Origin of the sequence: Nostoc sp., assembly GCF_036918245.1 — a bacterium.
GTDB lineage: Bacteria > Cyanobacteriota > Cyanobacteriia > Cyanobacteriales > Nostocaceae > Nostoc.
Genome location: NZ_JBALEF010000043.1, coordinates 208,524 through 235,193, shown reverse-complemented (window position 1 = coordinate 235,193; position 26,670 = coordinate 208,524). Strand labels below are relative to the sequence as shown.

At 42.9% G+C, this 26,670-nt stretch carries 20 protein-coding genes; 7 read left to right on the top strand and 13 right to left on the bottom strand.

Annotated features, from left to right (window positions below):
- The first annotated feature begins 497 nt into the window (after window positions 1-497).
- Complete coding sequence (locus tag V7L12_RS10920; RefSeq protein WP_335084320.1) at window positions 498-2,639, top strand: Rne/Rng family ribonuclease; 2,142 nt, start codon at window positions 498-500, stop codon at window positions 2,637-2,639.
- 8 nt (window positions 2,640-2,647) lie between these two features.
- The gene (locus V7L12_RS10915) at window positions 2,648-3,304 is read left to right on the top strand and encodes a ribonuclease HII (protein ID WP_335084319.1); all 657 of its coding nucleotides are present in this window, start codon (window positions 2,648-2,650) and stop codon (window positions 3,302-3,304) included.
- 8 nt (window positions 3,305-3,312) lie between these two features.
- On the opposite strand, the gene V7L12_RS10910 is transcribed toward V7L12_RS10915, so the two are convergent.
- Window positions 3,313-3,900, bottom strand: a complete 588-nt coding sequence (locus V7L12_RS10910; protein ID WP_335084318.1) for a DUF1997 domain-containing protein — start codon at window positions 3,898-3,900, stop codon at window positions 3,313-3,315.
- A gap of 465 nt (window positions 3,901-4,365) precedes the next feature.
- Here V7L12_RS10910 and pheA point away from each other — a divergent pair, with 465 nt between their 5' ends.
- The gene (gene pheA / locus V7L12_RS10905) at window positions 4,366-5,241 is read left to right on the top strand and encodes a prephenate dehydratase (RefSeq protein ID WP_335084317.1); all 876 of its coding nucleotides are present in this window, start codon (window positions 4,366-4,368) and stop codon (window positions 5,239-5,241) included.
- Between the two features lie 11 nt (window positions 5,242-5,252).
- On the opposite strand, the gene V7L12_RS10900 is transcribed toward pheA, so the two are convergent.
- The 9 genes from V7L12_RS10900 to V7L12_RS10860 all read right to left on the bottom strand — a co-directional run bounded on the left by V7L12_RS10900 (window position 5,253) and on the right by V7L12_RS10860 (window position 14,944).
- Window positions 5,253-5,900 (bottom strand): LON peptidase substrate-binding domain-containing protein, encoded by a 648-nt coding sequence (locus V7L12_RS10900; protein WP_335084316.1) that lies wholly within the window; start codon window positions 5,898-5,900, stop codon window positions 5,253-5,255.
- 205 nt (window positions 5,901-6,105) lie between these two features.
- Window positions 6,106-6,423 carry a 30S ribosomal protein S10 gene (gene rpsJ / locus V7L12_RS10895; RefSeq protein WP_008232935.1) on the bottom strand — a complete coding sequence of 106 codons (318 nt, stop codon included), beginning with the start codon at window positions 6,421-6,423 and terminating at the stop codon, window positions 6,106-6,108.
- Between the two features lie 183 nt (window positions 6,424-6,606).
- Window positions 6,607-7,836: an elongation factor Tu gene (tuf, locus tag V7L12_RS10890; RefSeq protein WP_335084315.1), complete on the bottom strand. Its 1,230-nt coding sequence runs from the start codon at window positions 7,834-7,836 to the stop codon at window positions 6,607-6,609.
- Window positions 7,837-7,859: 23 nt separating this feature from the next.
- Entirely contained in the window at window positions 7,860-9,938 is a 2,079-nt protein-coding gene (gene fusA, locus V7L12_RS10885; RefSeq protein WP_335084314.1) for an elongation factor G, read from the bottom strand.
- A gap of 138 nt (window positions 9,939-10,076) precedes the next feature.
- Window positions 10,077-10,547: a 30S ribosomal protein S7 gene (rpsG, locus tag V7L12_RS10880; RefSeq protein WP_069070112.1), complete on the bottom strand. Its 471-nt coding sequence runs from the start codon at window positions 10,545-10,547 to the stop codon at window positions 10,077-10,079.
- A gap of 584 nt (window positions 10,548-11,131) precedes the next feature.
- Window positions 11,132-11,515 carry a 30S ribosomal protein S12 gene (rpsL, locus tag V7L12_RS10875; protein ID WP_012410236.1) on the bottom strand — a complete coding sequence of 128 codons (384 nt, stop codon included), beginning with the start codon at window positions 11,513-11,515 and terminating at the stop codon, window positions 11,132-11,134.
- Window positions 11,516-11,648: 133 nt separating this feature from the next.
- Window positions 11,649-11,972, bottom strand: a complete 324-nt coding sequence (locus tag V7L12_RS10870; protein WP_335084437.1) for a HesB/IscA family protein — start codon at window positions 11,970-11,972, stop codon at window positions 11,649-11,651.
- 250 nt (window positions 11,973-12,222) lie between these two features.
- Entirely contained in the window at window positions 12,223-12,642 is a 420-nt protein-coding gene (locus V7L12_RS10865) for a cupin domain-containing protein (protein ID WP_104907515.1), read from the bottom strand.
- A 262-nt stretch (window positions 12,643-12,904) separates the two neighbouring features.
- Window positions 12,905-14,944: a phosphodiester glycosidase family protein gene (locus V7L12_RS10860; RefSeq protein WP_335084436.1), complete on the bottom strand. Its 2,040-nt coding sequence runs from the start codon at window positions 14,942-14,944 to the stop codon at window positions 12,905-12,907.
- A 795-nt stretch (window positions 14,945-15,739) separates the two neighbouring features.
- Between V7L12_RS10860 and V7L12_RS10855 the strand changes: the two genes are divergently transcribed.
- A complete protein-coding gene (locus tag V7L12_RS10855; RefSeq protein WP_335084313.1) occupies window positions 15,740-20,440 on the top strand; it encodes a glutamate synthase-related protein in 4,701 nt (1,566 codons plus the stop codon).
- Between the two features lie 445 nt (window positions 20,441-20,885).
- Here the strand turns inward: V7L12_RS10855 and V7L12_RS10850 are convergent, their stop codons facing one another.
- The gene (locus V7L12_RS10850; RefSeq protein ID WP_335084312.1) at window positions 20,886-21,794 is read right to left on the bottom strand and encodes a polysaccharide deacetylase family protein; all 909 of its coding nucleotides are present in this window, start codon (window positions 21,792-21,794) and stop codon (window positions 20,886-20,888) included.
- 1,617 nt (window positions 21,795-23,411) lie between these two features.
- Here V7L12_RS10850 and lepB point away from each other — a divergent pair.
- On the top strand, window positions 23,412-23,984 hold the full coding sequence (lepB, locus tag V7L12_RS10845) for a signal peptidase I (RefSeq protein WP_335084311.1): 573 nt from the start codon (window positions 23,412-23,414) through the stop codon (window positions 23,982-23,984).
- Between the two features lie 79 nt (window positions 23,985-24,063).
- Here lepB and V7L12_RS10840 read toward each other — a convergent pair whose 3' ends face one another.
- Window positions 24,064-24,597: a ComEA family DNA-binding protein gene (locus V7L12_RS10840; protein ID WP_335084310.1), complete on the bottom strand. Its 534-nt coding sequence runs from the start codon at window positions 24,595-24,597 to the stop codon at window positions 24,064-24,066.
- A 14-nt stretch (window positions 24,598-24,611) separates the two neighbouring features.
- On the bottom strand, window positions 24,612-24,986 hold the full coding sequence (locus tag V7L12_RS10835; protein ID WP_292724826.1) for an NINE protein: 375 nt from the start codon (window positions 24,984-24,986) through the stop codon (window positions 24,612-24,614).
- 227 nt (window positions 24,987-25,213) lie between these two features.
- On the opposite strand from V7L12_RS10835, the gene V7L12_RS10830 reads away from it, so the two are divergent.
- Window positions 25,214-26,146 carry a J domain-containing protein gene (locus tag V7L12_RS10830; protein ID WP_335084309.1) on the top strand — a complete coding sequence of 311 codons (933 nt, stop codon included), beginning with the start codon at window positions 25,214-25,216 and terminating at the stop codon, window positions 26,144-26,146.
- A gap of 126 nt (window positions 26,147-26,272) precedes the next feature.
- A complete protein-coding gene (locus V7L12_RS10825) occupies window positions 26,273-26,596 on the top strand; it encodes a DUF1825 family protein (protein ID WP_334815645.1) in 324 nt (107 codons plus the stop codon).
- Window positions 26,597-26,670: the final 74 nt, after the last annotated feature.

Sequence of the window (26,670 nt, the reverse complement as noted above, 5' to 3'; positions counted from 1 at the left end):
AAGGCAGGTTAGCAACTGGCGCAGCTAAGTATAACCCTAAGATAAATCCGGGGAATGGAAAATAGAAATAGTTTCTTTTTCTTAACGAATTCAGTAGGTTACTCTCAAATAAAGCATCCTGAGTTAAAATGCTCACTCAGGATTTAGAACTTTCAACTCAGAACTCTCTTGATTGAGGGTATTGGATCACAAATCAACCACGGACGGTTGATTTAATTGCTTAAACGATATGCAGCAGTTCTGGAATAATCAGCTGTATAAGCGCTCTTAAGAGCGCCAATAGCTATTTAACTTAGAAGCTCAGATTTGCGATTTTTATTATTCAGTAGCGCCTTTTGAGGGTTGCGAGGGCAGCGAAAGTATAATATCAAACCGAGAAGCACTGGTAATTAAAACTGACGCGGAGACGCAGGTAGTTTTGAATTATTAAGTAATTAACCGGACTTGATACAACAAACCTCAAACCTGTAAGTGCTGCCAATTTTTGAGGAAATTGAATGCCAAAACAAATTATCATCGCGGAGCAGCACCAAATTGCTGCGGTTTTTTCTGAAGATCAAATACAGGAACTTGTTGTTGCTACAGGTCATCATCAAATAGGTGATATCTACTTAGGAGTAGTAGAAAACGTATTACCTGGGATAGATGCGGCTTTTGTCAATATTGGCGATCCAGAGCGCAACGGTTTTATTCACGTCACCGACTTGGGGCCATTGAAGCTCAAGCGTACCGCCGCGGCAATTACAGAACTACTAGCACCACAACAGAAAGTTTTGGTGCAAGTAATGAAAGAGCCAACGGGGACGAAAGGACCTAGACTCACGGGTAATATTACCTTACCCGGACGCTACGTAGTACTGATGCCCTATGGTCGGGGCGTAAATTTATCCCGACGGATTAAAAGTGAAAGTGAGCGCAACCGCTTACGAGCGCTGGCGATTTTGGTCAAGCCTGCGGGAATGGGTTTGCTTGTGCGTACAGAAGCAGAAGGCAAACCCGAAGAAGCGATTATGGAAGATTTGGAGTTGCTGCAAAAGCAATGGGAGGCGATTCAGCAGGAAGCCCATTCCACCCGTGCTCCAGCACTACTCAACCGAGATGATGACTTTATCCAGCGCGTATTGCGGGATATGTACGGTGCGGATGTCAATCGGATTGTCGTAGATTCTAGTACTGGTTTAAAGCGCGTCAAACAGTACTTGCAGAATTGGAGTGGCGGTCAAACACCGCAGGGATTGTTGATTGATCATCATCGCGATCGCTCCCCAATTTTAGAGTACTTCCGCATCACTGCTGCGATTCGAGAAGCTCTGAAACCGAGAGTAGACCTACCTTCTGGCGGTTACATTATCATTGAGCCGACGGAGGCATTAACCGTAATCGATGTTAACTCAGGTTCCTTCACGCGATCGGCAACAGCTAGAGAAACAGTTTTGTGGACAAACTGCGAAGCCGCAACAGAAATTGCTCGCCAGTTGCGTCTGCGAAATATCGCCGGGGTGATCGTCGTTGATTTTATCGATATGGAATTGCGACGCGACCAACTACAAGTTCTCGAACACTTTAATAAAGCACTCAAAGCAGATAAAGCTCGTCCTCAGATTGCCCAACTTACCGAACTGGGTTTAGTAGAACTGACCCGCAAGCGTCAGGGTCAAAATATTTACGAATTGTTTGGTGAAACTTGCCCCACCTGTGGCGGTTTAGGACATACCGTGCGTCTGCCTGGAGAAATCGAAAACCGATTACCGATACCGGCAGAGACACCAGAGCGCGAGCGTTTTGTATCCTTGCCTCACCGAGAACCACGTCAGCCATCTGCCCGCATCCCAGAACCACGAGAAACCTATGATGGATTTGGGGAAGCATTTGACGGCGACTCAGAATTGAGCAACCTCAATCTGATCAATCATCCTAGTTATCAAGAACTTAATGATAAGCGTCGTACCCGGACTCGCCGTAGTCGAATTGGTGTTAATGGGTTAAACGGGAAAGATGAATCTCGAATTGTTCCCAACCCCCTGGCTTTTGTTAACGAGCCAGATTTAGACCTGGATATAGAACCAGAACTAGGAGTTGCGCCAGAAATTCCCTCACCCACCCTTGGTAAACCAGGCTGGAGTGAAAGAGTAGAGCGCACTAAAATTATCAAGGCAGAACCAGTTAAGCCAGTGGTAGAACCACCGGAGATTAGAACTGTAGAAATGAGCCTCCAAGAACAGGATATATTTGCCTTGATGGGAATATCTCCCTTGGTGAAGTTAGAGCAAGAGGTTAAAAATACCAAGTCTGTGATTATTAATGTGATTCAGCCCGGTCAACAGCCAACGACCCCAATTGAATCAACCTCAGAATCAACTATTGTCCAAAAAGCAACACCTGAAATAATTACTATTGCCCAAAAGGCAACACCTGAAATAACTGCAAGCAAAATACCGACACCAAAAGTTATTGAGCCAGAACAAAAATCTTTGATCGAAGAGACCACTGAACCATCGGAGTTGACTGTGAATCCTTCGGGACGCTTGTCTGCGAAAGCCGCAGCCGCGAACGAAATCGCAGATGAAAGCGAAGCTAGTAGCAGCGCCACTGCCAGCCGTCGCCGCCGCCGTCGTTCTTCAGCGATCGAGGATAATTAATTTACTTTATGGTAGAAACATCGCCAACGCCTTTGGAACAATCCACTTGGCTGGAGTTTTCTACCTTGTCAGGGATTCCAGGGTTGGTTGCAGGTGTGGATGAAGTAGGGCGAGGCGCTCTGTTTGGCCCTGTGGTGGCGGCAGCAGTGATCCTACCAGATTGCGCTTTGCCAATACTGATAGCAGCCAAAATTAAAGACAGTAAAAAGTTGTCTAGTTCTCGGAGAACTCAGCTAGCGCAGCAAATTTGTGAGCTAGCTATAGACTGGAAAATTGGGTTTGCTTCTACTGCCGAAATTGACAAGATAAATATTTTGCAAGCAACGCTGTTAGCAATGAGGCGGGCTGTGCTGAAGTTAAAGGAACAGCCTGCACTTTGCTTGGTTGATGGCAATCAGTCAATCAAAGATTTGCGATTGCCGCAACAAACAATACTTAAAGGGGACGAGCGATCGCTCGCTATTGCCTCTGCTAGTATTGTTGCTAAAGTTTGGCGTGACGAATTGATAATGCGTTTAGCACTAAAATACCCTATGTACAATCTGGAGTGTAACAAGGGTTATGGTAGCCAGCGGCATTTGCTGGCTTTGCAACAATACGGGCCCTCGCCCCTACACCGTCAGTCTTTTCGTCCTTGCCAAATCAAAGGTCTGAGTAGTGAGTGATTAAATAATTACTCAGCATTCAGGATTGGGAATTCAGTAGTATCACTGTCAAGTCCTTTATCTTTGGTTTGTGATATTACCCAGTAACGATAATCCGTCAAAAGTTGATTTAATAAACGTTGCTTGACCGACAACAGCACGCTTTTGAGCAAACCATTGCCAGTAGCTTCTAAAATCGGCTTAGGAGTGAAGGAAAATGGCGGTGGGAAATCCACCAGCACTTCTAAATCAGCTTTTCCTTGCAGGCGAGTGCCAGTGCTAAACTCTTTGGGAGACAAATACCCTTTTAAATTGAGAGCAAAGCGCTGGTTAATATACTCGAAACCTAAAATTTCACAGTTTAGCGATCGCAAATAAATTATTCCATTTGATTCAGCCCAGACTCTCATGTCTACAGTTGGTTGAATACTCAGTGACATAAAAATCAGCGGACGCATTTTCAAGCGAAATACTTCTTCAGAAAGTTGCTGAATCCGGCTATTGTCAACCAAAGCCTTAACCAGACGTTGAGGCTGACGCAAGTAGTGCTGAATGGGAATAGGCTGCTCTGGAACAGCGATTTCAACCGATTGAGAGGCAGTAAACCGGGTAGCCATGAGCTGATAAAAATATCTGTTTCTTAATTTTAATATTTTTTAACAACTTAGTTCTGGTTATTAGAAAAGTAGAAAATTTATTGACTCTAAAAACGATTGTTGCTTATCAGCTATACATCATTAGCAAAAAATTGGTAGGCTCATTCTATCTTTAGTTCAATAAATATAGATTAGTATTTAACTCTTGACACAAAATCAAGAATATGCTTATTTATTTGGGTGGAAACCAATATCATTGCTCTTAAATCTTCAGAGAGATTTAGCAAAAAAACTGCAAGGAAATTTATCTGCTAGAAGACTGATTTCCATAACTTGTTTTTCTAGATACATATTTCGTTCTATCGCTTTAGTGCATAAATTTTAGAGATAACAGTGTTTAGTAAGAGTGGATGTTGGATATATTTGCCAAACCAAAATATCATAATCTCTGTTTACGCATTAAACTCGCAACTCAAGGCTAAAAGCATGACTTTATCGATCGCACATTTAGGGCCTCCCGGCACTTATGCAGAACAAGCAACTATTTTTTATGTCAACTGGTTGAGCAAAAGTACGGGAATTGAAGCTAGATTATGCCCCTATCCCAGCATTTCCCAATCACTGCACGCCGTTGCGAATGGTCAAGCGCAGTTGGCTGTTGTGCCAGTAGAAAATTCTATTGAAGGAAGTGTAACTACAACAATGGATACACTATGGCAGTTGGACAATTTGCGAATTCAGTTGGCTTTGGTATTACCCATTGCCCATACGTTAATTTCCTGCGCGTCTAATTTAGATGCGATTAAAACTGTTTACTCCCACCCGCAAGCTTTGGCACAATGTCAGGGATGGTTAGAGCGGTTTCTCTCAACAGTACAGATTATTCCCAGCAATTCCACAACCGAAGCACTACAGCGATTGGAGCAAGATACAACAACGGCAGCGATCGCTTCTAGTAGAGCAGCTCAACTCTACAACCTGCCGATACTTGCTAGTGGTATCAACGACAATCCAGAAAACTTTACTCGTTTTTGGGTGGTAAGTCAGGGTGAAATGGACGCTGCATACCAGGCAACAAAAGCACCTGCTAGTCACACATCACTGGCTTTTAGTATGCCTGCCAACACACCCGGAGCATTGGTAAAACCTTTGCAAATATTTGCTCAACTAGGAATTAACCTCAGTCGGATTGAATCTCGTCCGACGAAGCGATCGCTAGGCGAATACTTGTTTTTCATGGATTTAGAAGCAGATGCCAAGGATGCACGAATGCAATCTGCTTTAGCAGAATTAACTATCCACACAGAGATTTTAAAAATTCTTGGCGCTTACAATGTTTTGCCGATCAGCGCTCTTACTTGAGTCTTAACTCCTTACTTTTGATTAAATGTGTCTTTGAGAACAGCGCGAGCTGCCAAGTGATTCCGAGTAGAAGTTAAAATTTCTGCTTCCCGCTCTAGACGAGTTACAGTATCTTGCATTTCTAACAATAATTGCTGCTCTGCGGCGACACCATAAAGATTACTGGCTACCCAATAAGATAACTCTGTTGGTAGATCGGGCAAATCTTCTGGCAGTTCGATATTTTGTTCGGTTAATTTGGCTGATAGACGTACAACATCTCGCAGTAGTTGTTCTACTTCAGTTGATAAAGGTCGCAAATCTTTAGTGGGTGGTTGGTCTTCAATCCATTCAACTAAGCCAACGCGGTATGGCTTTTCACGAACATACTCTAAGACACGAAATCTTTGCTGCCCTAAAGTCATCATCTTAATCCGATCGTCTGGCAGCCGTTGGTGATGAATGATTTCGGCACAGCAACCAGTGTTTGCAATTGTACCTTTGACTGGATCAAACATCAAAACACCGAACCTGCGATCGCTCTCCAAAATCGTGTTCATCATGATTCGGTAGCGAAATTCAAAGATGTGCAGGGGTAATGGCCTGGTAGGAAACAGAACTACTTCGGGTAACGGGAACAGAGGTAGTTCGCGAACTGCAATTTTAGAAGATGATGTCATTGTTACTTTGGTATAAACTTAATCTTTAAAATTTCTTTTTCTCTGCTTTTCCCGTACTTTATCTACATTCTATCATTTGTTTTCTAGCTAAATAAAAGCCCTGAGATATATTTCTTCAGGGCTGTGTAAATATTCATACTAATGTCATTTGTCTTTTGTCCTTCGTGCTTTGTTAATGACAAATGACTAATGACTAATGACTAAATTAAAGTTTGACTTCAATATCTACGCCCGATGGTAGATCCAATTTCATCAGGGCATCAATAGTCTTAGAAGAGGGCTGGTAAATGTCAATAATCCGGCGATGAGTACGGGTTTCAAAGTGCTCCCGTGAATCTTTATCTACGTGGGGCGATCGCAGCACACAATAGATCCGGCGTTTTGTTGGTAAAGGAATTGGGCCTATAGCTGTAGCGTTGGTGCGGTTAGCCGTGTCTACAATCTTCTCGCAAGATGTATCTAATAAGCGCCTGTCAAAGGCTTGTAACCGGATTCTAATCTTCTGCTGCTGTAGAGTTGCCATCTTTAATTTTCCAGGTTCTGCGTAGTTAGGGGAATATTTACAGGTTAAAGGTTACAAGTTATCGGTTACAGAAAACTATCACCTGTCCCCTGTAACCTATTACCTTATTTATAGAGGGAAGAGAAAGGAGCAGAGAGGCAAAATAAATACCATCTCTGCTCCTTTGTTATGAGCAAAAAGGTGCTACTTGATAATTTTGGAGACGACACCAGCACCGATGGTGCGACCACCTTCGCGAATAGCGAAGCGCATTCCTTGTTCAATCGCGATCGCGTTGATCAATTCTACTGTCATCTTGATGCGATCGCCTGGCATCACCATTTCTACTTCTTTGCCATCATCGGAAGTGTAGGCTTTGATGGTACCAGTTACATCAGTTGTCCGCACGTAGAATTGGGGACGGTAGCCAGCGAAAAATGGAGTCTTACGACCACCTTCTTTTTCTGTTAGGACGTACACTTCACCTTCAAATTCATTATGAGGTTTAATTGAACCTGGTTTGGCAATTACCATACCCCGTTCAATATCAGCCTTCTGGATACCCCGGAGTAGTACGCCAGCGTTATCTCCAGCCATCCCTTGCTCAAGACTCTTCTTGAACATTTCAATACCAGTTACGGTAGTAGCGCGAGTATCTCTGATACCCACTAGTTCAACGTTATCGCCAACTTTGACTACACCCCGTTCAATCCGACCAGTGGCTACAGTACCACGACCTGTGATTGAGAACACGTCTTCTACAGCCATCAGGAAGGGTTTATCAACATCCCGCTCAGGAGTTGGAATGTAAGAATCTACAGCATCCATCAGTTCATAGATTTTGTCTACCCAAGGATTTTCTCCTCGTTGGGTCTTGGGGTTCTTAGTCATTGCTTCCAGAGCTTGCAGACCAGAGCCTTTGATAATAGGGATATCATCACCAGGGAAATCATAGCTGCTTAACAGTTCTCTCAGTTCTAGTTCCACTAGTTCCAGGAGTTCTGGGTCATCCATCAAGTCTTCTTTGTTCAAGAAGACAACCAGACTGGGAACACCAACCTGTTTTGCCAACAGAATGTGTTCACGGGTTTGGGGCATAGGACCATCGGTAGCAGCAACTACGAGGATACCTCCGTCCATCTGGGCAGCACCGGTGATCATGTTCTTCACATAGTCAGCGTGTCCTGGACAGTCTACGTGAGCATAGTGCCGACTTGTAGTTTCATACTCTACGTGAGCAGTATTGATGGTAATACCCCGTGCCTTTTCTTCTGGCGCATTATCAATTTGGTCGTAGCCCTTAGCTACAGCCTGACCCATAGCGGCCAAGGTCATGGTGATGGCTGCTGTCAAGGTAGTTTTACCGTGGTCAACGTGGCCAACTGTACCGATATTAATGTGGGGTTTATTCCTTTCAAACTTTGCGCGTGCCATGAATGCTCATTTCCTTATTTTAACTAAGCGTTCCCTTTGCTTTTTGCAATGATAGTTTCAGCTACGCTGCGAGGCACCTCTTCGTAGTGGCTGAACTCCATCGTGAAGATACCCCGACCTTGCGTCTTTGAACGGATATCAGTGGCGTAGCCAAACATGGTCGCTAGTGGAACTTTGGATGCGACCTTAGCGAGTCCCTGTTCAGTGCTTTGGCTTTCAATCTGCCCTCGGCGGGAGATGAGGTCGCCAATAACGTTCCCGATATAGTCTTCAGGAACTTCAACCTCAACTTTCATCATAGGCTCTAAGAGGACGGGTGAAGCTTTCAGCACAGCCTCTTTCATCGCCATTGAGCCGGCGATTTTGAAAGCCATTTCCGAAGAGTCTACATCGTGGTATGACCCATCAATTAGCGTCGCTTTCACGTCAATCAACGGATATCCAGCTAGAACACCGGATTCACAGCTTTCTTTCATTCCTTGTTCTGCGGGGCCAACGTACTCTTTAGGTACTGTACCGCCGGCAATTTTGGAGACGAATTCAAAGCCAGTACCGGGTTCTCCAGGCTCCAGATTGATCACAACGTGACCGTATTGACCTTTACCACCACTTTGGCGGATGAATTTGCCCTCAATTTTGCTCACAGCTTTCCGAATTGTTTCCCGGTAAGCTACTTGCGGCGCACCTACATTCGCTTCCACCTTGAATTCTCGTAACATCCGGTCTACTAGAATTTCTAGGTGTAGTTCTCCCATTCCCGCGATCACGGTTTGGTTTGTTTCCGGATCGACGCGGACACGGAAGGTGGGGTCTTCTTCTGAGAGAGATTGCAGAGCCTTGGACAGCTTGTCCATGTCGTTCTTAGTTTTGGGTTCAACCGCCACCGAGATCACAGGCTCAGGAATGAATAGGGATTCCAGAATTACTGGCGATCCATCATCACAGAGCGTGTCACCTGTCAAGGTGTCTTTCAATCCCAAAGCTGCTCCCAAATCACCCGCTCGCAGCTCATCGACATCTTGCCGATCGTCTGCTTTCATTAGAACTAAGCGGGAAATCCGTTCTTTTTTATTCTTACTAGCGTTGAGAACGTAGCTGCCCTTTTTCAGGACACCAGAATAAACACGAACAAATGTGAGGCGACCGTAAGGGTCAGCCATAATCTTGAATGCCAGAGCTGCTAGGGGTTCGTTGTCATCAGCCCGCCGCTCAACAGTATCGCCATTCGGCAGTAAGCCTTGAATTGGCGGTACTTCACTTGGCGCTGGCAAGTAATCGACAACGGCATCCAGCATCAACTGTACGCCTTTGTTTTTGAATGCCGAACCGCAAAGTACTGGTACAATTGTCCCCGCAATTGTGCCTTTACGCAGGGCAGTCCGAACTTCCTGTTCTGTAAGTTCTTCGCCCTCGAAGTACTTAGTCATCAGAGCATCATCAGTTTCTGCTGCAGCTTCTATTAGCTTGGTGCGGAATTCGTCTACCTGCGCTTGCAATGCTTCCGGGATATCAGTTTCCTGGATATCAGTTCCTTGGTCATTAGCGTAAATATACGCACGTTGCCGTACTAGGTCAACGATACCTTGGAAGTCGTTTTCACTACCAATTGGTAGTTGAATGGCGATCGCATTCGCCCGCAAGCGATCGCGGATTTGCTCGTGAACCTTATAAAAGTTCGCTCCGGTGCGATCCATCTTGTTGATAAAGGCTATCCGAGGAACTTTGTAGCGTTCTGCTTGCCGCCACACTGTCTCAGACTGCGGTTGCACGCCGCCCACAGAACAAAATACTGCGATTACACCATCTAACACGCGCATGGAACGCTCAACTTCAATTGTGAAGTCTACGTGACCCGGAGTATCGATAATGTTAATTTGATGATCTTTCCAACTGGTACTGATAGCAGCAGCAGTAATGGTAATTCCCCGTTCCCGCTCCTGCTCCATCCAGTCTGTGACGGCAGTTCCTTCATGAACTTCGCCAATTTTATGAATTATCCCAGAGTAAAATAATATTCTCTCTGTTGTTGTTGTTTTGCCCGCATCTATATGCGCCGCAATACCAATGTTGCGTACTTTCTCTAGCGGGATCGTGCGTGCCACAGCTACCTCCTATAGTTTTTGCCTCATGATATCTTGTATATTACTCTTTGTTAAGATTCTATACTTTTACGGAAAACCGTCTTTCTTTTGTAAATCCACGATATATCGCCTTGCCAAAGCGGTATATCGCTTTTTTACTTAGTAACGATAGTGTGCGAATGCTTTGTTAGCTTCCGCCATCCGGTGCGTTTCTTCGCGTTTGCGAATGGCATTGCCAGTTTCGTTGGCAGCATCCATTAACTCATTTGCCAATTTGCTGGCCATTGTCCGACCTGGTCTTGAACGGGAATATTGCACTAACCAACGCAGTGCTAAAGTAGTGCCCCGTTCTGTACGCACTTCCATTGGTACTTGGTAGGTTGCTCCACCAACTCGCCGAGCCTTGACTTCTACTAAAGGCGTGGCATTTCGCACTGCTCTTTCAAAGGTTTCTAAGGCACCAGCACCAGTGCGTTCTTCAATAGTTTTTAATGCATCATAAACAATGCGTGCAGCAAGTGATTTTTTGCCATGACGCATGATCCGTCTGATAATCATGCTCACAAGGCGACTATTATATACGGAGTCAGACGGAACTGGGCGCCTTTGAATAACACCACGACGAGACATACTTCACCTTTAATTCGGAATTGGCAACGAAATTATATGCTATCAGACACCGGAAACTAAAAGCGGTAGAACCCAACCCTCAGACTTCCTCAATTTTTTCGACTGTTGCAGCAAGGCTGACTTATTTAATGTCAATTCTTGATTTTGGATTTTGAATTTTGGATTAAAAGTTTTCGGTATATATTCCGATCCAAAGGATCTGAACAAATCAAAAGTCTGTAAGCCTAATTCCCTTGTGGGTTCGACCAATCCAAAAGACGCTCGATAACTCGCTAACGCTACGCTATCGCAAATCTAAAATCTAAAATTGTTTGTTTGACTTGCTACCTGCAACGAAATACTCAAGGCGACAAGATTATAAACTTTAATGTTCAGATGAGAAATTAGCTGTAGATTACAGCATTCTCCTCCTCAGAACTTCTACACTTGCTCGCTTAGTGTAGATGTAGCTTGCTTGATTTTTTGAAACAGACTTTCGCAGCCTTCATAACTACTGTTAAAACACAGACGGCGATCCTTTTTTTGCCCTTGGGCGTTTTTAAGGTAGACGATTAATCGTGTTGGATGCGATTAATCGCCTAATCCTATTTTTTCGCTTCTTTAGGACGCTTGGTTCCATACTTGGAACGGCCTTGCTTACGGTCTTTGACTCCGGCTGTATCTAGGGTGCCACGAATAATGTGGTATCTCACGCCTGGTAGATCCTTAACCCGACCGCCACGAATCATCACAACTGAGTGTTCTTGTAAGTTGTGACCAATGCCTGGAATGTAAGCTGTGACTTCAAATCCAGAGGTAAGTCTGACTCTTGCTACTTTGCGTAGGGCTGAGTTCGGCTTTTTTGGTGTGGTCGTGTATACTCTGGTACAAACTCCCCGACGTTGGGGACATTGTTTCAGAGCAGGGGACTTGGTTTTCTGACGCGCTTGTTCGCGCTCATTTCGTATTAGCTGCTGTATTGTTGGCATGAGTTACAGCGCGTAAAGCTGCTTATGGTCTAAGTTTTAACAAATCCTGATTATATCTTTTTTTACGGCTTTATGTCAATTGTTATTTTTCCTTAGTGATTGAACATCTGTTTTTTGACTAATTGTTCAATCACTAAGGACTCAAGGAGAAGGAATTGCCACAGCCACAGGTAGCGATCGCCTGGGGATTGTGGAAGCGAAAACCACCACCCATTAGGTCTTCTGAATAATCAACTCTCAAACCGTTGAGGTAATTTAAGCTTGTGGCATCGATGACTACTTGAATCTCATCCAAGTCGAAAACCTGGTCGTCAACTTTTATTGCTTCATCGAAGGACATATCATAAAAGAACCCGGAACAACCACCTGGTTTTACTGCCAATCGAAACAAGACATTTGGCTGCTTGGACTTAATTCGCCCAATCTCACTTATGGCTGCTTGACTCAGATGAATCATGGAACTCGTTTTTTGCAATTGAATACCCCATCTTCCATTTTACAGATGGGTTGACCTTTGCTTGTGCAAAATTCCAAATCACCGAAGCTATGAGCGCGATCGCTATTACTACATTTATAACACTAATATGTTTCAGTCCCCACCTTAATAAGGTAGGGACTTCTGGGGTGCAATAGTTCGTTTACAAAGACGGTTTACATAAAAATGTATTCAGCTTTGGGATTAGAGCTTTAATAGCATTCTTTTGGTTTTAATCTTTGGTACGGGCATAGTCATCTTGGTAGCGGATAATATCATCTTCTCCCAAGTATTCGCCATTTTGGACTTCAATCAATACCAAGGGGATCACGCCAGGATTCTCTAAACGATGAGATGTACATTGGGGTACATAGGTTGACTCATTATTGCTCAGTAGTACTTCTTTCTCACCACAAACTACTCTAGCTGTACCAGAGACGACAATCCAATGTTCACTGCGGTGATGGTGCATTTGTAGACTGAGGCGGTGTCCAGGCTTAACTTCGATGCGCTTAATTTTGTATCCGCGCCCTTCTTCCAAAACTGTAAAAGCACCCCAAGGACGTAATTCAGTTGCAGCAACGCCCCTGGAAGTTATGTTTGGAGGGAGGTGTAGAGTTTCAGTCTGTGTAGTTTCTTGATATCGAGCCATAGTTACCTCATTTGAAGACATAACAAACCGTTGGTACTCTTAATTATTGATAAAAAAACCTGGCGCTATCTTGCAACCTTAAAAATCAGCAATTTTGTCGCACTTTGATAAACATAGCAAAATCAAACCTTATGGTGTAAACTATCACTACTAAAATTCTGATGTCAACACCAAGTCTTCATCAAGCAAAATGACAGCTTGTTCTAAACTTTAAAAAGTGACTGGGGATTAGGGATTGGGGATTGGTAATTGAGTTTTTTCTCTATTCCCTATTCCCTGATTTTCGTGGTTGCAGGAAAATACCAATTCCGTTATGAACACGAGCAGCGGTACTGGGCGATCGATCGAGTAGTTGACCTCCTAAATAAAGGCTGGTAGAACTACCCCCATCCAAATTTAAAGCATCCACACAGCCCATTAGTTGCATCAATTGGGCATGTTCTGCCAAATTAGGCCCATAACCGCCGACACGATTATGTGTGGCAGTAATTATCAGTGTGCCTGTTGTCGTTGTGCAAATACCGCTACGAATAGCCTTTTCGGCAATAAAGGCATTACTGAATTTTTCGCCTTTGGCATCAAGGACAATTTGACGATTTTGGACTAATAGCGGCCCAGCACCGATAATGTAGGGATAACGACTAAAATCAGCTGGAATAGTGGCGCTGGAAATACTTACTGCGCTTCCAATAGGTAGCTGGGAGGCAGCACTAGTAGCGTTAGCGCGTAAAGTTAGCAGGTAGCCATCCTGGGGAATGGGAACCGCTGTCGCACCAACTTTACCACCTGGTAACTGATTAGTAATTTGGTCTTTTTCTACCACTAAGATAATTTCGTTATCTGTCAGAGGTGTGTAAGTTGATCCCCAAGCTGTGGTATAACGAGCAATGCCGCTCTGGACGTAGCCACTGTTGAAAAACAGAATTGGTAGGCGCTGGTCATTTGCCGTAATTAAAGTTTCTTCCAAGGTAAGACGACCGAAGTAAAATTGGCCTGAATCATTCCAAGCGATCGCACCCCGGTTAAGAATCGGGCCTGATAACCACTGACTATCCCGACGAATCGCACCCAATGGCAATCTGTTATTACGGTTAAAATAACCACCATTAATTCCAGCCACTGCTAAGTAACGTTGTGCTGTTTGAATTAAGGGAGCAGTACCGGCTAGCCCTGATGGACTAGCCCACATAGGTTTAAACGTTAGCCCAAATTTGCGGGGATTAACTTCTAACCAGACCATCGGAAAGCGTTCTGTGCCTAAGTTGACATAATGCTGTCGCCAGCGCAATCCTGGGACCCAAGTAATATCTCGTTCTTCTAAGGGATCGGGTCGAATATCGATAATCAGGCGATTGGGGTTAGCTACAGTAGTAACTTGAGGCGATAGACCAAAGGGAACGCCCAAACTAATAATCGTTTGGTTTTTCACCACCTCCACTTTTTGAATTAGTGGTTCAGGGGCTGGTGGTATTGGTTCTGTTGGTGTAGCTGGTGATAGTTGTTTGAGCAGGTTTGGCAGCAATGTTGGTGGTGCTACTGGTAGCTGGGGAGTATAGCGTTCTATCAAAACAGGGTCGGCTATTCCATCCAGGGTAATTGTCCACTGTCTATTTGGCGGTGCAGTGGATTTGGGAGTTGGCGTATCTGGATCGGAAGATGGAGTTTGCAGTTTTGCGATCGCTGACCCTTGTGCAACTTGCCAGGGAGTGGGACGATCTAAATCGACAAGAATCCGAGCCTGTTGCAAAGGAGTACTCGCTTCTGGAGGTTCCTGACTCTGAACAATATTTGTGATTTGTGTTTTTGGGGTAGAAATCAGCAAAGTGTTGCCATTAGCTTGAATTTGCCATCCAGATGTTTGAGCAAAATTAGTGATATCCAGATAGCGATATGCCCCTACTAGCCTGGTAGCTAATACTAATGGCTGTGTCAACGACGAAAACCACTGTATTGGTTGCTTCGCTGAATTACTACTGTTTAAGAAATTTACTCCAATTAACTGCCTAAATGCCCCATCACTGATATTGGTTGTCACCTGGCCAGATTTTTCAGGCCGCTGTAACCAAGTTCCTGCTAAAGTACGACCATTGAGGGAAATTTGATTACCAGAGGATGCTACACCTGTTAAAGGAGGTGCAGGTGATTGTGAGATTAACCTGGGTATTGATTTGGTGGTTTTTAGGGACTCTTGGGCGTTGGTAGCACAGGTAGTAGTTAAGTACAGTACTGTTAAAAGTATTGGTGACACAGTAGCCCGGAAAAATCTGCGAACGCTAATCTCTGATTGGCAACAATTCGGCATTTTTACCATAATTTACTAGGTACTTTTGAAAACTATTACCCAAGGTCTAAACTAACCAATTATTTGGAAATATAAAGGAAACATGACTTTATTTTTGAATAAATATGGTAATCTATATATTGGCTAGTTATCTCTTTTAGACGCACATTAATTGATTTAGACGCTAAAGCCACTGCGATCAAGTTTTTTAACTCCCAACTAATTCTAACCACACTATATACGGTAGTTTTGGTTATCAAAACTGGATTAAGATATTTAATCCTAGCTGAACGTTGCTACTGTTATTACTTCAGTAATGTCTAGTTAATAGTAAGACATACGGCAACTGGTAAGCGGCAAAATTATAGACAACAACAAAAATATTTGGGAATTGTCAAATGGGTATATATTGTAATACGCTGATTTTATTGCTGGATCGGGATGACTTTGGCTTTAGAACATAGTACAGCGTTTAGTTTTGGTTTTGTTTGTTTCAGGTGAGCCAAAAAATAGGCTCTATGAGTAGCTAGTGTGCATCTGGAAAAAAGGGATTGAGAAAATACTTAACTTCAAAATATAAAAAAGAAACTGTCAGGGCAAAAATAATGTCTTGGCTGAGGTAACTTGTCTAACACCGCATAAATACATAAAAAACACGCAACTATTTTAACACGGGGGAACTAATAAAGTAAAACCGAAGTTAAAATTTTTTTTCCCTAAATTTCGGTGCTTATATATTTTTCCATCGCTGAATTTAGAAATTTTTTCCCACAATGTAGTGGCAAAATTGGTAACTCAATACTTCAGGAACAGGGTATGAATAATAAACCGATGAATCAAGGCCAGAAAATCACAGCGGATATCAACTCAAGAGATACCTATCAGGGGCAAAAGTGGTTAGTAGAGGAACGAGATGCCTGTGGTGTAGGTTTTATTGCTCATCGCCAGAATCATATCAGCCACGAAATTGTCGAAAAAGCCTTAGCTGCTTTAACCTGTTTAGAACACCGGGGAGGTTGTAGCGCCGATCGCGACTCTGGTGATGGTGCTGGAGTATTGACAGCAATACCTTGGGAGTTGTTCCAACAAGACTTTGCCCAAGGGGAGAAGGAATTTCCATCCACCAATAATATAGCTGTGGGGATGATATTTCTACCACAAGACCAAGAAGCAGCACAAAAAGCTAGGGCGACTGTTGAGCAAGTAGCTGCTGAAGAAAAATTGATTGTACTGGGTTGGCGAGTAGTGCCAGTACAACCTGATTTACTGGGGATACAAGCAAAAGAAAATCAACCCCAGATTGAACAAGTTTTGTTAGCCTCTGTTGACAAAAGTGGTGATGAATTAGAACGGCAGTTGTACATTACCCGCCGCCGAATTAGTAAAGCTGCAACTAACATCTCAGAAGAATTTTATATCTGTTCGTTGTCAAGTCGCACAATTGTCTACAAAGGCATGGTGCGTTCCGCTGTCTTGGGCAGCTTTTATGACGATTTAAAAAATCCAGCTTACAAAAGCGCCTTTGCTGTTTATCACCGCCGTTTTAGTACGAATACGATGCCCAAATGGCCTCTAGCCCAACCGATGAGGCTTTTGGGTCACAACGGCGAAATCAATACCTTATTGGGTAACATCAACTGGATGATGGCACGAGAAGCTAGCCTGAATCATCCTGTATGGGGCGATCGCATCAATGAACTTAAGCCATTAGTTCATATTGATAACAGCGACTCAGCTACCCTAGACAACGTAGTGGAATTGCTGGTTTGCTCTGGACGCAGCCCCTTAGAAGCTTTAATGATTATGGTTCCAGAAGCTTACCAAAATCAGCCTTCTTTACGTGAATCTCCAGAAATTGTTGATTTTTACGAATATTACAGTGGTCTGCAAGAAGCTTGGGACGGGCCAGCACTTTTAGTATTCAGCGATGGCAAAAAAGTTGGTGCAACACTAGATCGTAATGGTTTAAGACCAGCTCGCTACGCGATCACCAAAGATGATTACATTGTTGTAGCTTCGGAAGCTGGTGTAGTAAACTTCCCAGAAGCCGATATTGTCGAGAAAGGTAGGCTCGGCCCAGGGCAAATGATTGCCGTGGATTTAGAAAATAATGAAGTGCTGAAGAATTGGGATATAAAGGGGCGCATCGCCAAACAGCACCCTTATGGAGAATGGCTGCAACAGCACCGTCAAGAACTCAAACAAATTGTCAGTAGTCAGTCGTCAGATGTGAATGGAAATGGAAATCTGGCTGCTGAGAATGGTAACGGGCATACTACAACTGGCAAAATTGACAAGCAAACCTTACTTCAGCGTCAAACTGCCTTTGGCTACACCACAGAAGATGTGGAAATGGTGATTCATCCAATGGCGATCGCAGGTTCAGAACCGACTTTCTGCATGGGTGATGATATTCCCTTAGCGGTTCTGTCACAAAAGCCCCACCTGCTTTATGACTATTTCAAACAGCGCTTTGCTCAGGTGACGAACCCAGCGATCGATCCCCTGCGGGAAAAGCTAGTAATGTCTCTAAAAGTTGAACTGGGTGAACGAGGTAACTTATTAGAACCTAAGCCAGAATATGCTCGGAGATTGAAACTCGAATCGCCAGTGTTAACGGATGCAGAATTAGAGGCGATTAAGCTGTCAGGATTTGCCACGGCTGAGTTGTCAACCCTATTTGCGATCGCCAGCGGTCCAGAAGGATTAAAAGCCGCTGTGCAGTCTTTACAAGCACAAGCAGCTGAGTCAGTCCGGGCAGGTACAAAGATTTTAATATTAAGCGATCGGGATCGGGTGAATGACAGTATCAACACAGAATATACCTACATTCCTCCCTTATTAGCAGTGGGTGCAGTGCATCACCATCTGATTCGTGAGGGGTTGCGAATGAAAACATCCCTGATTGTGAATACTGCTCAATGCTGGAGTACCCATCACTTTGCTTGTCTGATTGGCTATGGTGCTGGCGCAGTTTGCCCGTATATGGCTTTAGATACGGTGCGTGATTGGTGGTCTGATCCCAAAACTCAAAAGTTAATGGGTGTGCAAAAAATTCCTACCCTCACCCTAGAACAAGCTTTAGGAAACTATCGCAAAGCAGTAGAGTCAGGTTTGCTAAAAATTCTCTCCAAAATGGGAATTTCTCTGCTCTCCAGCTATCAAGCAGCCCAAATCTTTGAAGCTATTGGCATCGGTGGAGATTTAATCGACCTGGGATTCCGTGGTACGACTTCCCGCATCGGTGGTTTGAGTGTTACCGAACTTGCTGATGAAGTGCTTTCCTTCCACAGCAAGGCTTTCCCAGAACTGACGACTAATAAGTTAGAAAACCTGGGCTTTGTGCAATACCGTCCTAACGGCGAGTACCACATGAATAGCCCAGAAATGGTTAAGGCGCTGCATAAGGCTCTAGATGGCAAAAACTACGACCACTACGAAGTTTACAAAAAGCACCTCCAAGGCAGACCAGTAACAGCCTTGCGGGACTTGCTGGACTTCCAAGGCGACCGCACATCGGTTCCTCTAGAAGAAGTGGAATCGGTATATGAAATAGTCAAGCGCTTCTGTACCGGTGGCATGTCTTTAGGCGCTTTGTCAAGAGAAGCCCATGAAACTTTAGCGATCGCCATGAACCGGATTGGCGGTAAATCAAATTCTGGAGAAGGCGGCGAAGATCCAGTGCGCTACACAGTTTTAGATGATGTAGACGAGTTTGGTCACTCGCAAACCCTACCTCATTTAAAAGGATTGCGGAATGGCGATCGAGCTTATAGTGCCATTAAGCAAGTTGCATCGGGACGCTTTGGTGTCACACCAGAGTACCTAGTCAACGCCAAACAAATTGAAATCAAAATTGCCCAAGGTGCCAAGCCTGGGGAAGGTGGGCAACTGCCAGGGCCCAAGGTGAGCCAATACATTGCGATGTTAAGGCGCTCCAAGCCAGGTGTGACGCTGATATCGCCACCACCGCACCACGATATTTATTCTATTGAAGACCTAGCACAACTGATTTTTGATCTCCATCAAATAAATCCGAAAGCAAAAGTGTCGGTGAAGCTAGTTGCAGAAGTTGGCATTGGCACGATCGCCGCTGGTGTAGCGAAGGCAAACGCTGATATTATCCAGATTTCTGGACATGATGGTGGTACAGGTGCATCGCCACTCAGTTCAATTAAACATGCGGGTTCACCGTGGGAACTGGGTTTAAGTGAAGTGCATCGCGTTTTGATGGAAAATGGCTTGCGCGATCGCGTGATTTTACGCGTAGATGGCGGACTCAAGAGTGGCTGGGATGTGGTAATAGGTGCATTGATGGGCGGTGAAGAATTTGGTTTCGGCTCTATCGCCATGATTGCTGAAGGCTGTATCATGGCGCGAGTTTGCCACATGAATACCTGCCCTGTGGGTGTTGCTACTCAGAAAGAAGAACTCCGTAAGCGGTTTACGGGAATACCGGAGCAGGTTGTCAACTTCTTCTACTTCATTGCCGAAGAAGTGCGTAGTTTGTTAGCCCGACTTGGCTACCGTTCTTTGTCAGAAATCATTGGACGTGCAGATTTGTTAAAACTGCGCCAAGAGGCAAAACTCACCAAAACGCGATCGCTAAATCTCGACTGTTTACTTCAGCTACCAAATAGCAGAGACAATCGTAGCTGGTTGGTGCATGAAGAAGTTCACAGCAACGGCGTGGTTTTGGATGACAAGTTCCTTGCCGATCCCGACATTCTGGCTGCTGTTAGGGATCAATCTACTGTCACCAAAACTTACCCAATTATCAATACTGACAGAACAGTGGGCACAAGATTAGCGGGTGCGATCGCTTCTCAATACGGTGATAGTGGCTTTGAAGGACAAATTAATCTCAACTTTACAGGTAGTGTTGGGCAAAGCTTTGGTGCTTTCAACCTCCCTGGTATAATTTTGACCCTGCAAGGTGAAGCAAACGACTATGTAGGTAAAGGGATGCATGGTGGTGAAATCATCATCAAACCTCCAACTGATGCTACCTATAACGGATCACAAAACGTGATAGTTGGCAATACCTGCCTGTATGGTGCTACTGGTGGCATATTATTTGCCAACGGGCTAGCAGGAGAGCGCTTTGCTGTGAGAAACTCCAAAGGCATCGCAGTGATTGAAGGCGCTGGGGATCACTGCTGTGAATACATGACTGGTGGTGTGATTGTCGTCCTTGGCAAAGTAGGACGTAACGTAGCAGCGGGAATGACTGGTGGACTGGCATACTTTTTGGATGAAGACGACTCATTTCGTGAGTTAGTCAACCCAGAAATTGTCAAAATACAGCGGGTGATTACCGAAGTAGGTGCAAAGCAACTGCAAGAGTTAATCCAAACTCATGCAGAACGCACTGGTTCACCAAAGGCGAAGAAAATTCTGCAAAACTGGCAAGAATTTTTGCCGAAATTCTGGCAGTTAGTTCCGCCTTCTGAAGCTGATAGTCCAGAAGCCAATCCTGAAAAAACAACTGAGTTCAGTTTAGTCAGCAGTCATTAAGAGACTGACAACAAATAAATTCAATCTTGTGAGGCGGGCTTTCCGGCCTGCCTTTCAATAAAACAAGATTTTCAGCGCCAAAAAACTTTCGTAGTATTCATGTAATAACGCTAAACCCTGTTTTCTGTAACAATGGTTCTCGTATTTTTTATAAACCTTATTTGTTCGTTATTTATTCTCAATAAAAAAATTGGTTTTCCTTGTGATAATTAGAGTAGCTATTCCAGCAAATACTCCTCCAAAAAAAGGTAGTCCAAGTAATATTGCGAGAAGTATTAAGAACTCTAGAGTCCTTGGTTGTTCCAAAAAAGGCGCTCCAAATATTATTGTGAAAAATATTGATAATGTTAGATCGTCTGGTTCCCCCATAATCTAAATTATTCATAATAATGAATTTTAGTTTTTAGCCAATTACTATTGACTAATTATTTATAATTAATAATTATTACTTTTTGTTAGCAAGCAACTTTTGATCTGTATCTTCTATTTCTAAAAGTTCTGGAATAGTCACAAAGCGATAGCCTTGCTTTTTAAAGTTGTTAATAATTACTGGTAAAGCTTGCACAGTTCTGGAACGATTACCACCACCATCATGCATTAGCACAATTCCACCAGGTTTTGAATCTTTAATCACGTTATCGATTAACTTTGGTACAGCTGGTAACTTGTAGTCAGTGGAGTCAGCTGACCACATCACCACAGCATACTTTTGTCCTTTAGCATAACCAGCTAATCCGTTGTGCATGATGCCACCAGGCGGTCGGAATAGATTTGTTTTGACACCTGTAACTTGATAAATTAAGTCTGTTGTGCGATCAATTTCAAAAGCAGCTGCTTGTTGATTAAAGAAGTGATACCAGTGATGCCAAGTATGGTTGGCAATGACGTGACCTTGAGCGACAATCTGCTTTCCTAACTCTGGATAATTTTTTAGGTTCTGCCCGACTACAAAAAACGTTCCTTTGATATTATTTGATTTCAGAATACTTAGCACTTGCTCTGTAGTCTGAGGCCAAGGGCCATCATCAAAGGTGAGAGCAATCACTTTCTCACCCTGAGTAAGTTTTGCAGCTTTAATGATTTCCCCTTGAAAACGTGATGGTATGGGGTAGGCTAGGCCCTTTGTTTGTGCTTCTTGCTGCCAACTTGTAAGCATCGCCGCCTTTAATTTCTCAATGCGCTGCTGAGTTCCTACGTTTGCAGATACATCCTTGACATTTATACTTGGTCTACTCTGAACCTCCGAAGCATTTGGCCTTAGAAGCATCATAAAAGCAAGACTAAAAACACCACCTAAAGCAAGTAGCGCAATTAATATTCCTTCTGGCCACAGAAACGACTTATTGTTTTCCACCTCATAGCTCCTTCAAAGATCGAACCATCACCACGGTTATGACGGTACGTTATAGCACATTTTTATTAGATATTTAGATACCAGTTGCTTTCTGGTAATCATGAAAATTGGAATTGGTACTAACGGGAATTCCGAATTGATAAGACAAACTATATTGTTTTAACTGAAATCTATATGCACTAGATTTGGACAGCGTTGAATATACAATAATTGGTACTGTTTAATTTCAACCCAGTCATAAAAGGTAAGCTCTGCATTTCCACATTCTTACCGCTAGCTCTAAGAAGGAGAGGAACAAAATCAGATAATTAACCACACCCCAAAATCCTCTTAAATAGGAGTTATGAATTAGTTGCTGTTTTTCAGTTCACCGCTAAGGCAGCATTATCCTTTCAAGTTTTATAGATTTTCAAATAAGATGAACTAAGCTGTCATCCCGACAATTTGCACTTTTAGCAGACTGAAGTTTTTTTAGCCAGACTTTCTGACAGTAAAACTGTATAATTTACAACTTAAGTGAATTGTTTGATTAACATACAAAACTACTTACAAGGGCGGGTCATCTTTAAAAAAAGAGTCTGGTAAACTATTAGTTCTATTCTTGATAGGATATATTTTACTGCCTGTTGCCATTGTTTCCTTTTTAAGAAAAAGTTAAATTTTCAACTGACAGAATGTTACCTTGTACTTTCTATGAAATAGACCAGACGAAAATTGATTCAATATAGTTTCTCATTGCCAAGGGGCATTTATTCTTTAAATCTAGTCACTTTTAAGTCATTCAGCAAAAATAATTCTATCAGCAGCTTACTTCTCTTTCGGACGCTGATAGTTTAGCCGAAATTGCTAGTAGCTTTCTGTCTGTGAATGTTTTTCTCGATAATTAAGTATGTTTATATCTTAATTAATAGTACAGTTTAATATGCACTGTCACCGTGTAATTACGGAAATTAATTTCGTATATATAGGCAAGTTATTAAAATTACAATAGTATGACATCTATCCATTAAAGCATTAAAGCATTAAAGTCTGTATTTAATATTGAAAAGTAGTATTTTTTACTAAAAACACTTATTCAAACTAAATTTCTGCATTTAAAAATACATTTACATTTTGACTAATTTTATGTAATATCACTTAATAATATAGACCAAAATATATTTTTTTGCAACTCAACCTCCAGCAAGACTGCCCTCTGCCTTTTTTCAGTAAAGTGAGGTAGATACTGTCAAACATGGGGTAGACTATTTTGCAACTCTACGACCAATTTTCTGTTTAAAGAAAAAACCTACTGGTTGTATCGCTCTAGCAGTCTGTAACTAGCTTCTTTTGCAGGAAGAAACAAAACTCACAATTATCTCATAACTTGCCTTATAATTACAGCAATTAGAATTTTTATTTTTAATTATCTATTTAGCAATCCTAATTATTAGCTTATATTACCTTAGACAAGTCATAGTTTATTTACAGTACTTTTGCTTATCTTTGGCAAATGGATAAGTGTATTATTTCATGTCTGTATAGGTTGACCCTAAACCCTGTTTTCCTATTAATATACCTTTTGAGTCAAAATAATCAAGGTATTTGTCTCACTTCTAAAACTGGCTAGAAACTTTTATGATTCCTCACGAAAGTGATGCAAAAGAAGAGCGTGCGTCGTTAAAAGTATGGCGTAGTTGGCAAGAAAATCTGATTTTAATTGCGATCGCACTGTGTTTGGCATTCTTAATCAGGACTTTTATCGCCGAACCGCGCTATATACCATCTGACTCGATGTTACCCACCTTACATACTGGCGATCGCTTGGTAGTTGAAAAAATCTCCTACCATTTTCACCCTCCCATAACTGGAGATATTATTGTTTTTCAGCCACCCGCAGAACTACAACGTCGAGGATATCCCAAAGACCAAGCGTTTATCAAGCGAGTTATTGGCCAGCCACGTGAGGTAATTAGTGTTGCTTCTGGCAAAGTCTACCTCAACGGTCAACCCTTGGCAGAAGATTACATCGCTGAACCTCCAAATCAGCCATATCGACCAGTGAAAGTCCCAGAAGACGAATTTTTCGTCATGGGAGATAATCGCAACGATAGTAATGATTCTCGCTATTGGGGCTTTTTACCCAGAAAAAATGTCATCGGTCGGGCAACGTTCCGCTTTTGGCCTCTCGATCGCATTGGGTTCATTTAATCAGTTTTAGATTTTGGATTTTTCTTTCAATCCAAAATTGCCAGAGTTAGGAGTTATTTTAAGACTTCTAACTTTTAACTTAAAACCTCAAATAATACATTATCTGGGCGATCGCATCACCAGTTAACTCTAGCCGTCGCTGGAAATCAGCCAGGTTACGGTAAGGCCCGGCTGATTGGCGATTTTGCACCACTGCTTGCGCCACAGACAAATCTATAAATGGAATTTGTGCTAACTTTTCAACTGTTGCTGTGTTTGGGTTAACCAAATGCGTCGGATTTTCTAAAGATTCGTGGTCATAGTAAATAAAATTCAGCAGAGGCTTTAATGGCTCCAGGCGCGGCGCTGGTATACCCAAAGCCGCAGCGATATCTTCAATACAGTAAAATTTCACACCCGAATGTGAAAGTTCCACAAGCGATCGCGCTTGGTGAATTGACAAACCTGGCAGACGTAACCAATCATCTACAGTGGCTTGATTAGCATCAATGCGGATACCTAATTGAGCCGCTATCTGAATTTCTTCCCCAGATTGTAGGCGATAGTAGGGATCGTTGAGGAGTTTGGCGCGGAGTTTTTGCAGTCTAGAATTTAAAGGTAGCCAGTTATTCATGATTGTCGCTTACCTCAAGAAATCTGGTCTAGCAATTGGCGGCGCTTTTGTTCAAATTCATACTCTGAAATCAGTCCATCCTGGCGCAGAGCATCTAATTCCCGCATTGCGTCAGCGATCGCTCCTACCTGATTAATCACCTTTTGTGAGTTTCTTGCCGCTGACTTGCCGAGATTAAAATTACGATCAAAAGCTTCTTCGTCTTGGGCTAAATACCAAACTCCCTCAATCGCACTAGCTACCTTGGGGATAGGTGTCCAAGAAAGCAACACATACAAAACACCCCACAGCGGCTGTCCCAGGTAGAATTTATGTAATCCTGAAATTGTCAGCGTGCCAGAAAAAGCTAAAACAGCGGCAACACTTCGACTTTTACGCTTAGTCAACATATTTCTAATAAATATACGAATACCACAGTTCCTACAATAAGACAGTCAAAAGGCACAGAAATAATTCAAAACTTACTCATTTTAGTCAACTACCCTGTTTTGCCCTTCCGACTTTTGGGTGGTAAGCCACACAATTTAATACTTGAAGAAATTTGAGTAAGTTTCACATGACTGTGCATTGAGCTTTGATGCTAATTTGAAGTTTTTAACGGATCTAGACTACTACGATGTCACAGACCTTCCTACCGCCAGAATGGTTTAAACAGCTTTGTGATCCTTACGCTGTGCTAGGAATTTCTGTGAGTGCTGACGATCGCCAGATTTTTAAACGCTATCACACTTTAGCGAAACAGCTACATCCCGATCGCTATGCTAAAAGCTGCAATCCAGACCAAGAATTAGCAACGGCAATACTTAGCTATTTAATCAATCCAGCTTATGAACAACTCAAACATCGACACAAGCGCTTGATTGCTATAGCCATATTGCGATCGGACGCAAGAGTATTGCAACAGCAACCTTTGTGTGGGCAAAGTGCCATAGCTAAAGAAATTATAGAAATGTCTGCACCCCAAGCAGAATTGTTTTATAAAGAAGTGATCGCCTCCTATGCAGAAGCTCAATACAAATCACTCCATCAGTTCTATGAAATTACACAACAAATTAGCATACTGAATTTAGTTTACTTACACTTGCATAAACCTGACTTGTTTCTACCGCAAAAAGCTGTTCGCATCATCCCTGAAGTAGAAGTCAAGCCAGTTGAATTGACATTAAATGAAAAAACTAATGTCAAACCAGTTTTGACAAACTACGCTCAACGTCACTACCAGCGAGCTATTGAGTACGTCAGGCTAGCTAATTGGCCCCTAGCCGTGCAAGAACTGCGCGATGCCATCAAGTTAGAGCCAAATAATAGCGACTATTATGCCTTATTAGGTTTAGTACATCTCAAACAGAAATTTATTGGGATGGCCAGGGTTTACATCCGTCAAGCATTAAAACTTAACCCGCAAGATTCACTAGCTTTGAAATACGCTACCAGACTGAAAATTGAACCGGGTGAAAACACAAATCCTAAATCAATGGCTAAAGCTCTGAGTATTGCGGCTTTATTAAGTCGATTTAACAAGGCGAAACCTTCTCAAGTCAAGTGTTGAAATTTCGCTAACAAACCGTACTAAAACCGAAGCTTCGTGACTAGATTACTCCCCTAGACTAAAATAATAAATAGAAGTAAAACTATTAAGCTACTGAGTCCGGGCGCTCAGTTTAATATAAGCAATATGGGATTCTTCGATTCTGAAATAGTTCAGCAAGAAGCAAAACAGCTGTTTGAGGATTATCAAGCGCTGATCAAGCTTGGCAATGGCTACGGCAAATTTGACCGCGATGGCAAAAAGCTGTTTATTGAGCAAATGGAAACCATGATGGATCGATACCGCGTCTTTATGAAGCGCTTCGAGCTATCAGAAGATTTTATGGCACAAATGACAGTAGAACAACTGAAAACGCAATTAGGTCAGTTCGGTGTCACCCCGCAACAAATGTTTGACCAAATGCACCTAACTTTAGAACGGATGAAAGCCGAGCTAGAAAAACAGCCCTAGTCAATTTTAGATTTTGCGGAAAGTCAGATCGCCGGAAGTCGGCGCTCCAACTTTCCAAGACAGATTTTGGATTC

Coding starts and splice junctions, on each gene's coding strand:
- V7L12_RS10920 (WP_335084320.1), top strand. CDS start 498: ATGCCAAAACAAATTATCATCGCGGAGCAGCACCAAATTGCTGCGGTT.
- V7L12_RS10915 (WP_335084319.1), top strand. CDS start 2,648: ATGGTAGAAACATCGCCAACGCCTTTGGAACAATCCACTTGGCTGGAG.
- V7L12_RS10910 (WP_335084318.1), bottom strand. CDS start 3,900: ATGGCTACCCGGTTTACTGCCTCTCAATCGGTTGAAATCGCTGTTCCA.
- pheA (WP_335084317.1), top strand. CDS start 4,366: ATGACTTTATCGATCGCACATTTAGGGCCTCCCGGCACTTATGCAGAA.
- V7L12_RS10900 (WP_335084316.1), bottom strand. CDS start 5,900: ATGACATCATCTTCTAAAATTGCAGTTCGCGAACTACCTCTGTTCCCG.
- rpsJ (WP_008232935.1), bottom strand. CDS start 6,423: ATGGCAACTCTACAGCAGCAGAAGATTAGAATCCGGTTACAAGCCTTT.
- tuf (WP_335084315.1), bottom strand. CDS start 7,836: ATGGCACGCGCAAAGTTTGAAAGGAATAAACCCCACATTAATATCGGT.
- rpsG (WP_069070112.1), bottom strand. CDS start 10,547: ATGTCTCGTCGTGGTGTTATTCAAAGGCGCCCAGTTCCGTCTGACTCC.
- rpsL (WP_012410236.1), bottom strand. CDS start 11,515: ATGCCAACAATACAGCAGCTAATACGAAATGAGCGCGAACAAGCGCGT.
- V7L12_RS10870 (WP_335084437.1), bottom strand. CDS start 11,972: ATGATTCATCTGAGTCAAGCAGCCATAAGTGAGATTGGGCGAATTAAG.
- V7L12_RS10865 (WP_104907515.1), bottom strand. CDS start 12,642: ATGGCTCGATATCAAGAAACTACACAGACTGAAACTCTACACCTCCCT.
- V7L12_RS10860 (WP_335084436.1), bottom strand. CDS start 14,944: ATGCCGAATTGTTGCCAATCAGAGATTAGCGTTCGCAGATTTTTCCGG.
- V7L12_RS10855 (WP_335084313.1), top strand. CDS start 15,740: ATGAATAATAAACCGATGAATCAAGGCCAGAAAATCACAGCGGATATC.
- lepB (WP_335084311.1), top strand. CDS start 23,412: ATGATTCCTCACGAAAGTGATGCAAAAGAAGAGCGTGCGTCGTTAAAA.
- V7L12_RS10840 (WP_335084310.1), bottom strand. CDS start 24,597: ATGAATAACTGGCTACCTTTAAATTCTAGACTGCAAAAACTCCGCGCC.
- V7L12_RS10835 (WP_292724826.1), bottom strand. CDS start 24,986: ATGTTGACTAAGCGTAAAAGTCGAAGTGTTGCCGCTGTTTTAGCTTTT.
- V7L12_RS10830 (WP_335084309.1), top strand. CDS start 25,214: ATGTCACAGACCTTCCTACCGCCAGAATGGTTTAAACAGCTTTGTGAT.
- V7L12_RS10825 (WP_334815645.1), top strand. CDS start 26,273: ATGGGATTCTTCGATTCTGAAATAGTTCAGCAAGAAGCAAAACAGCTG.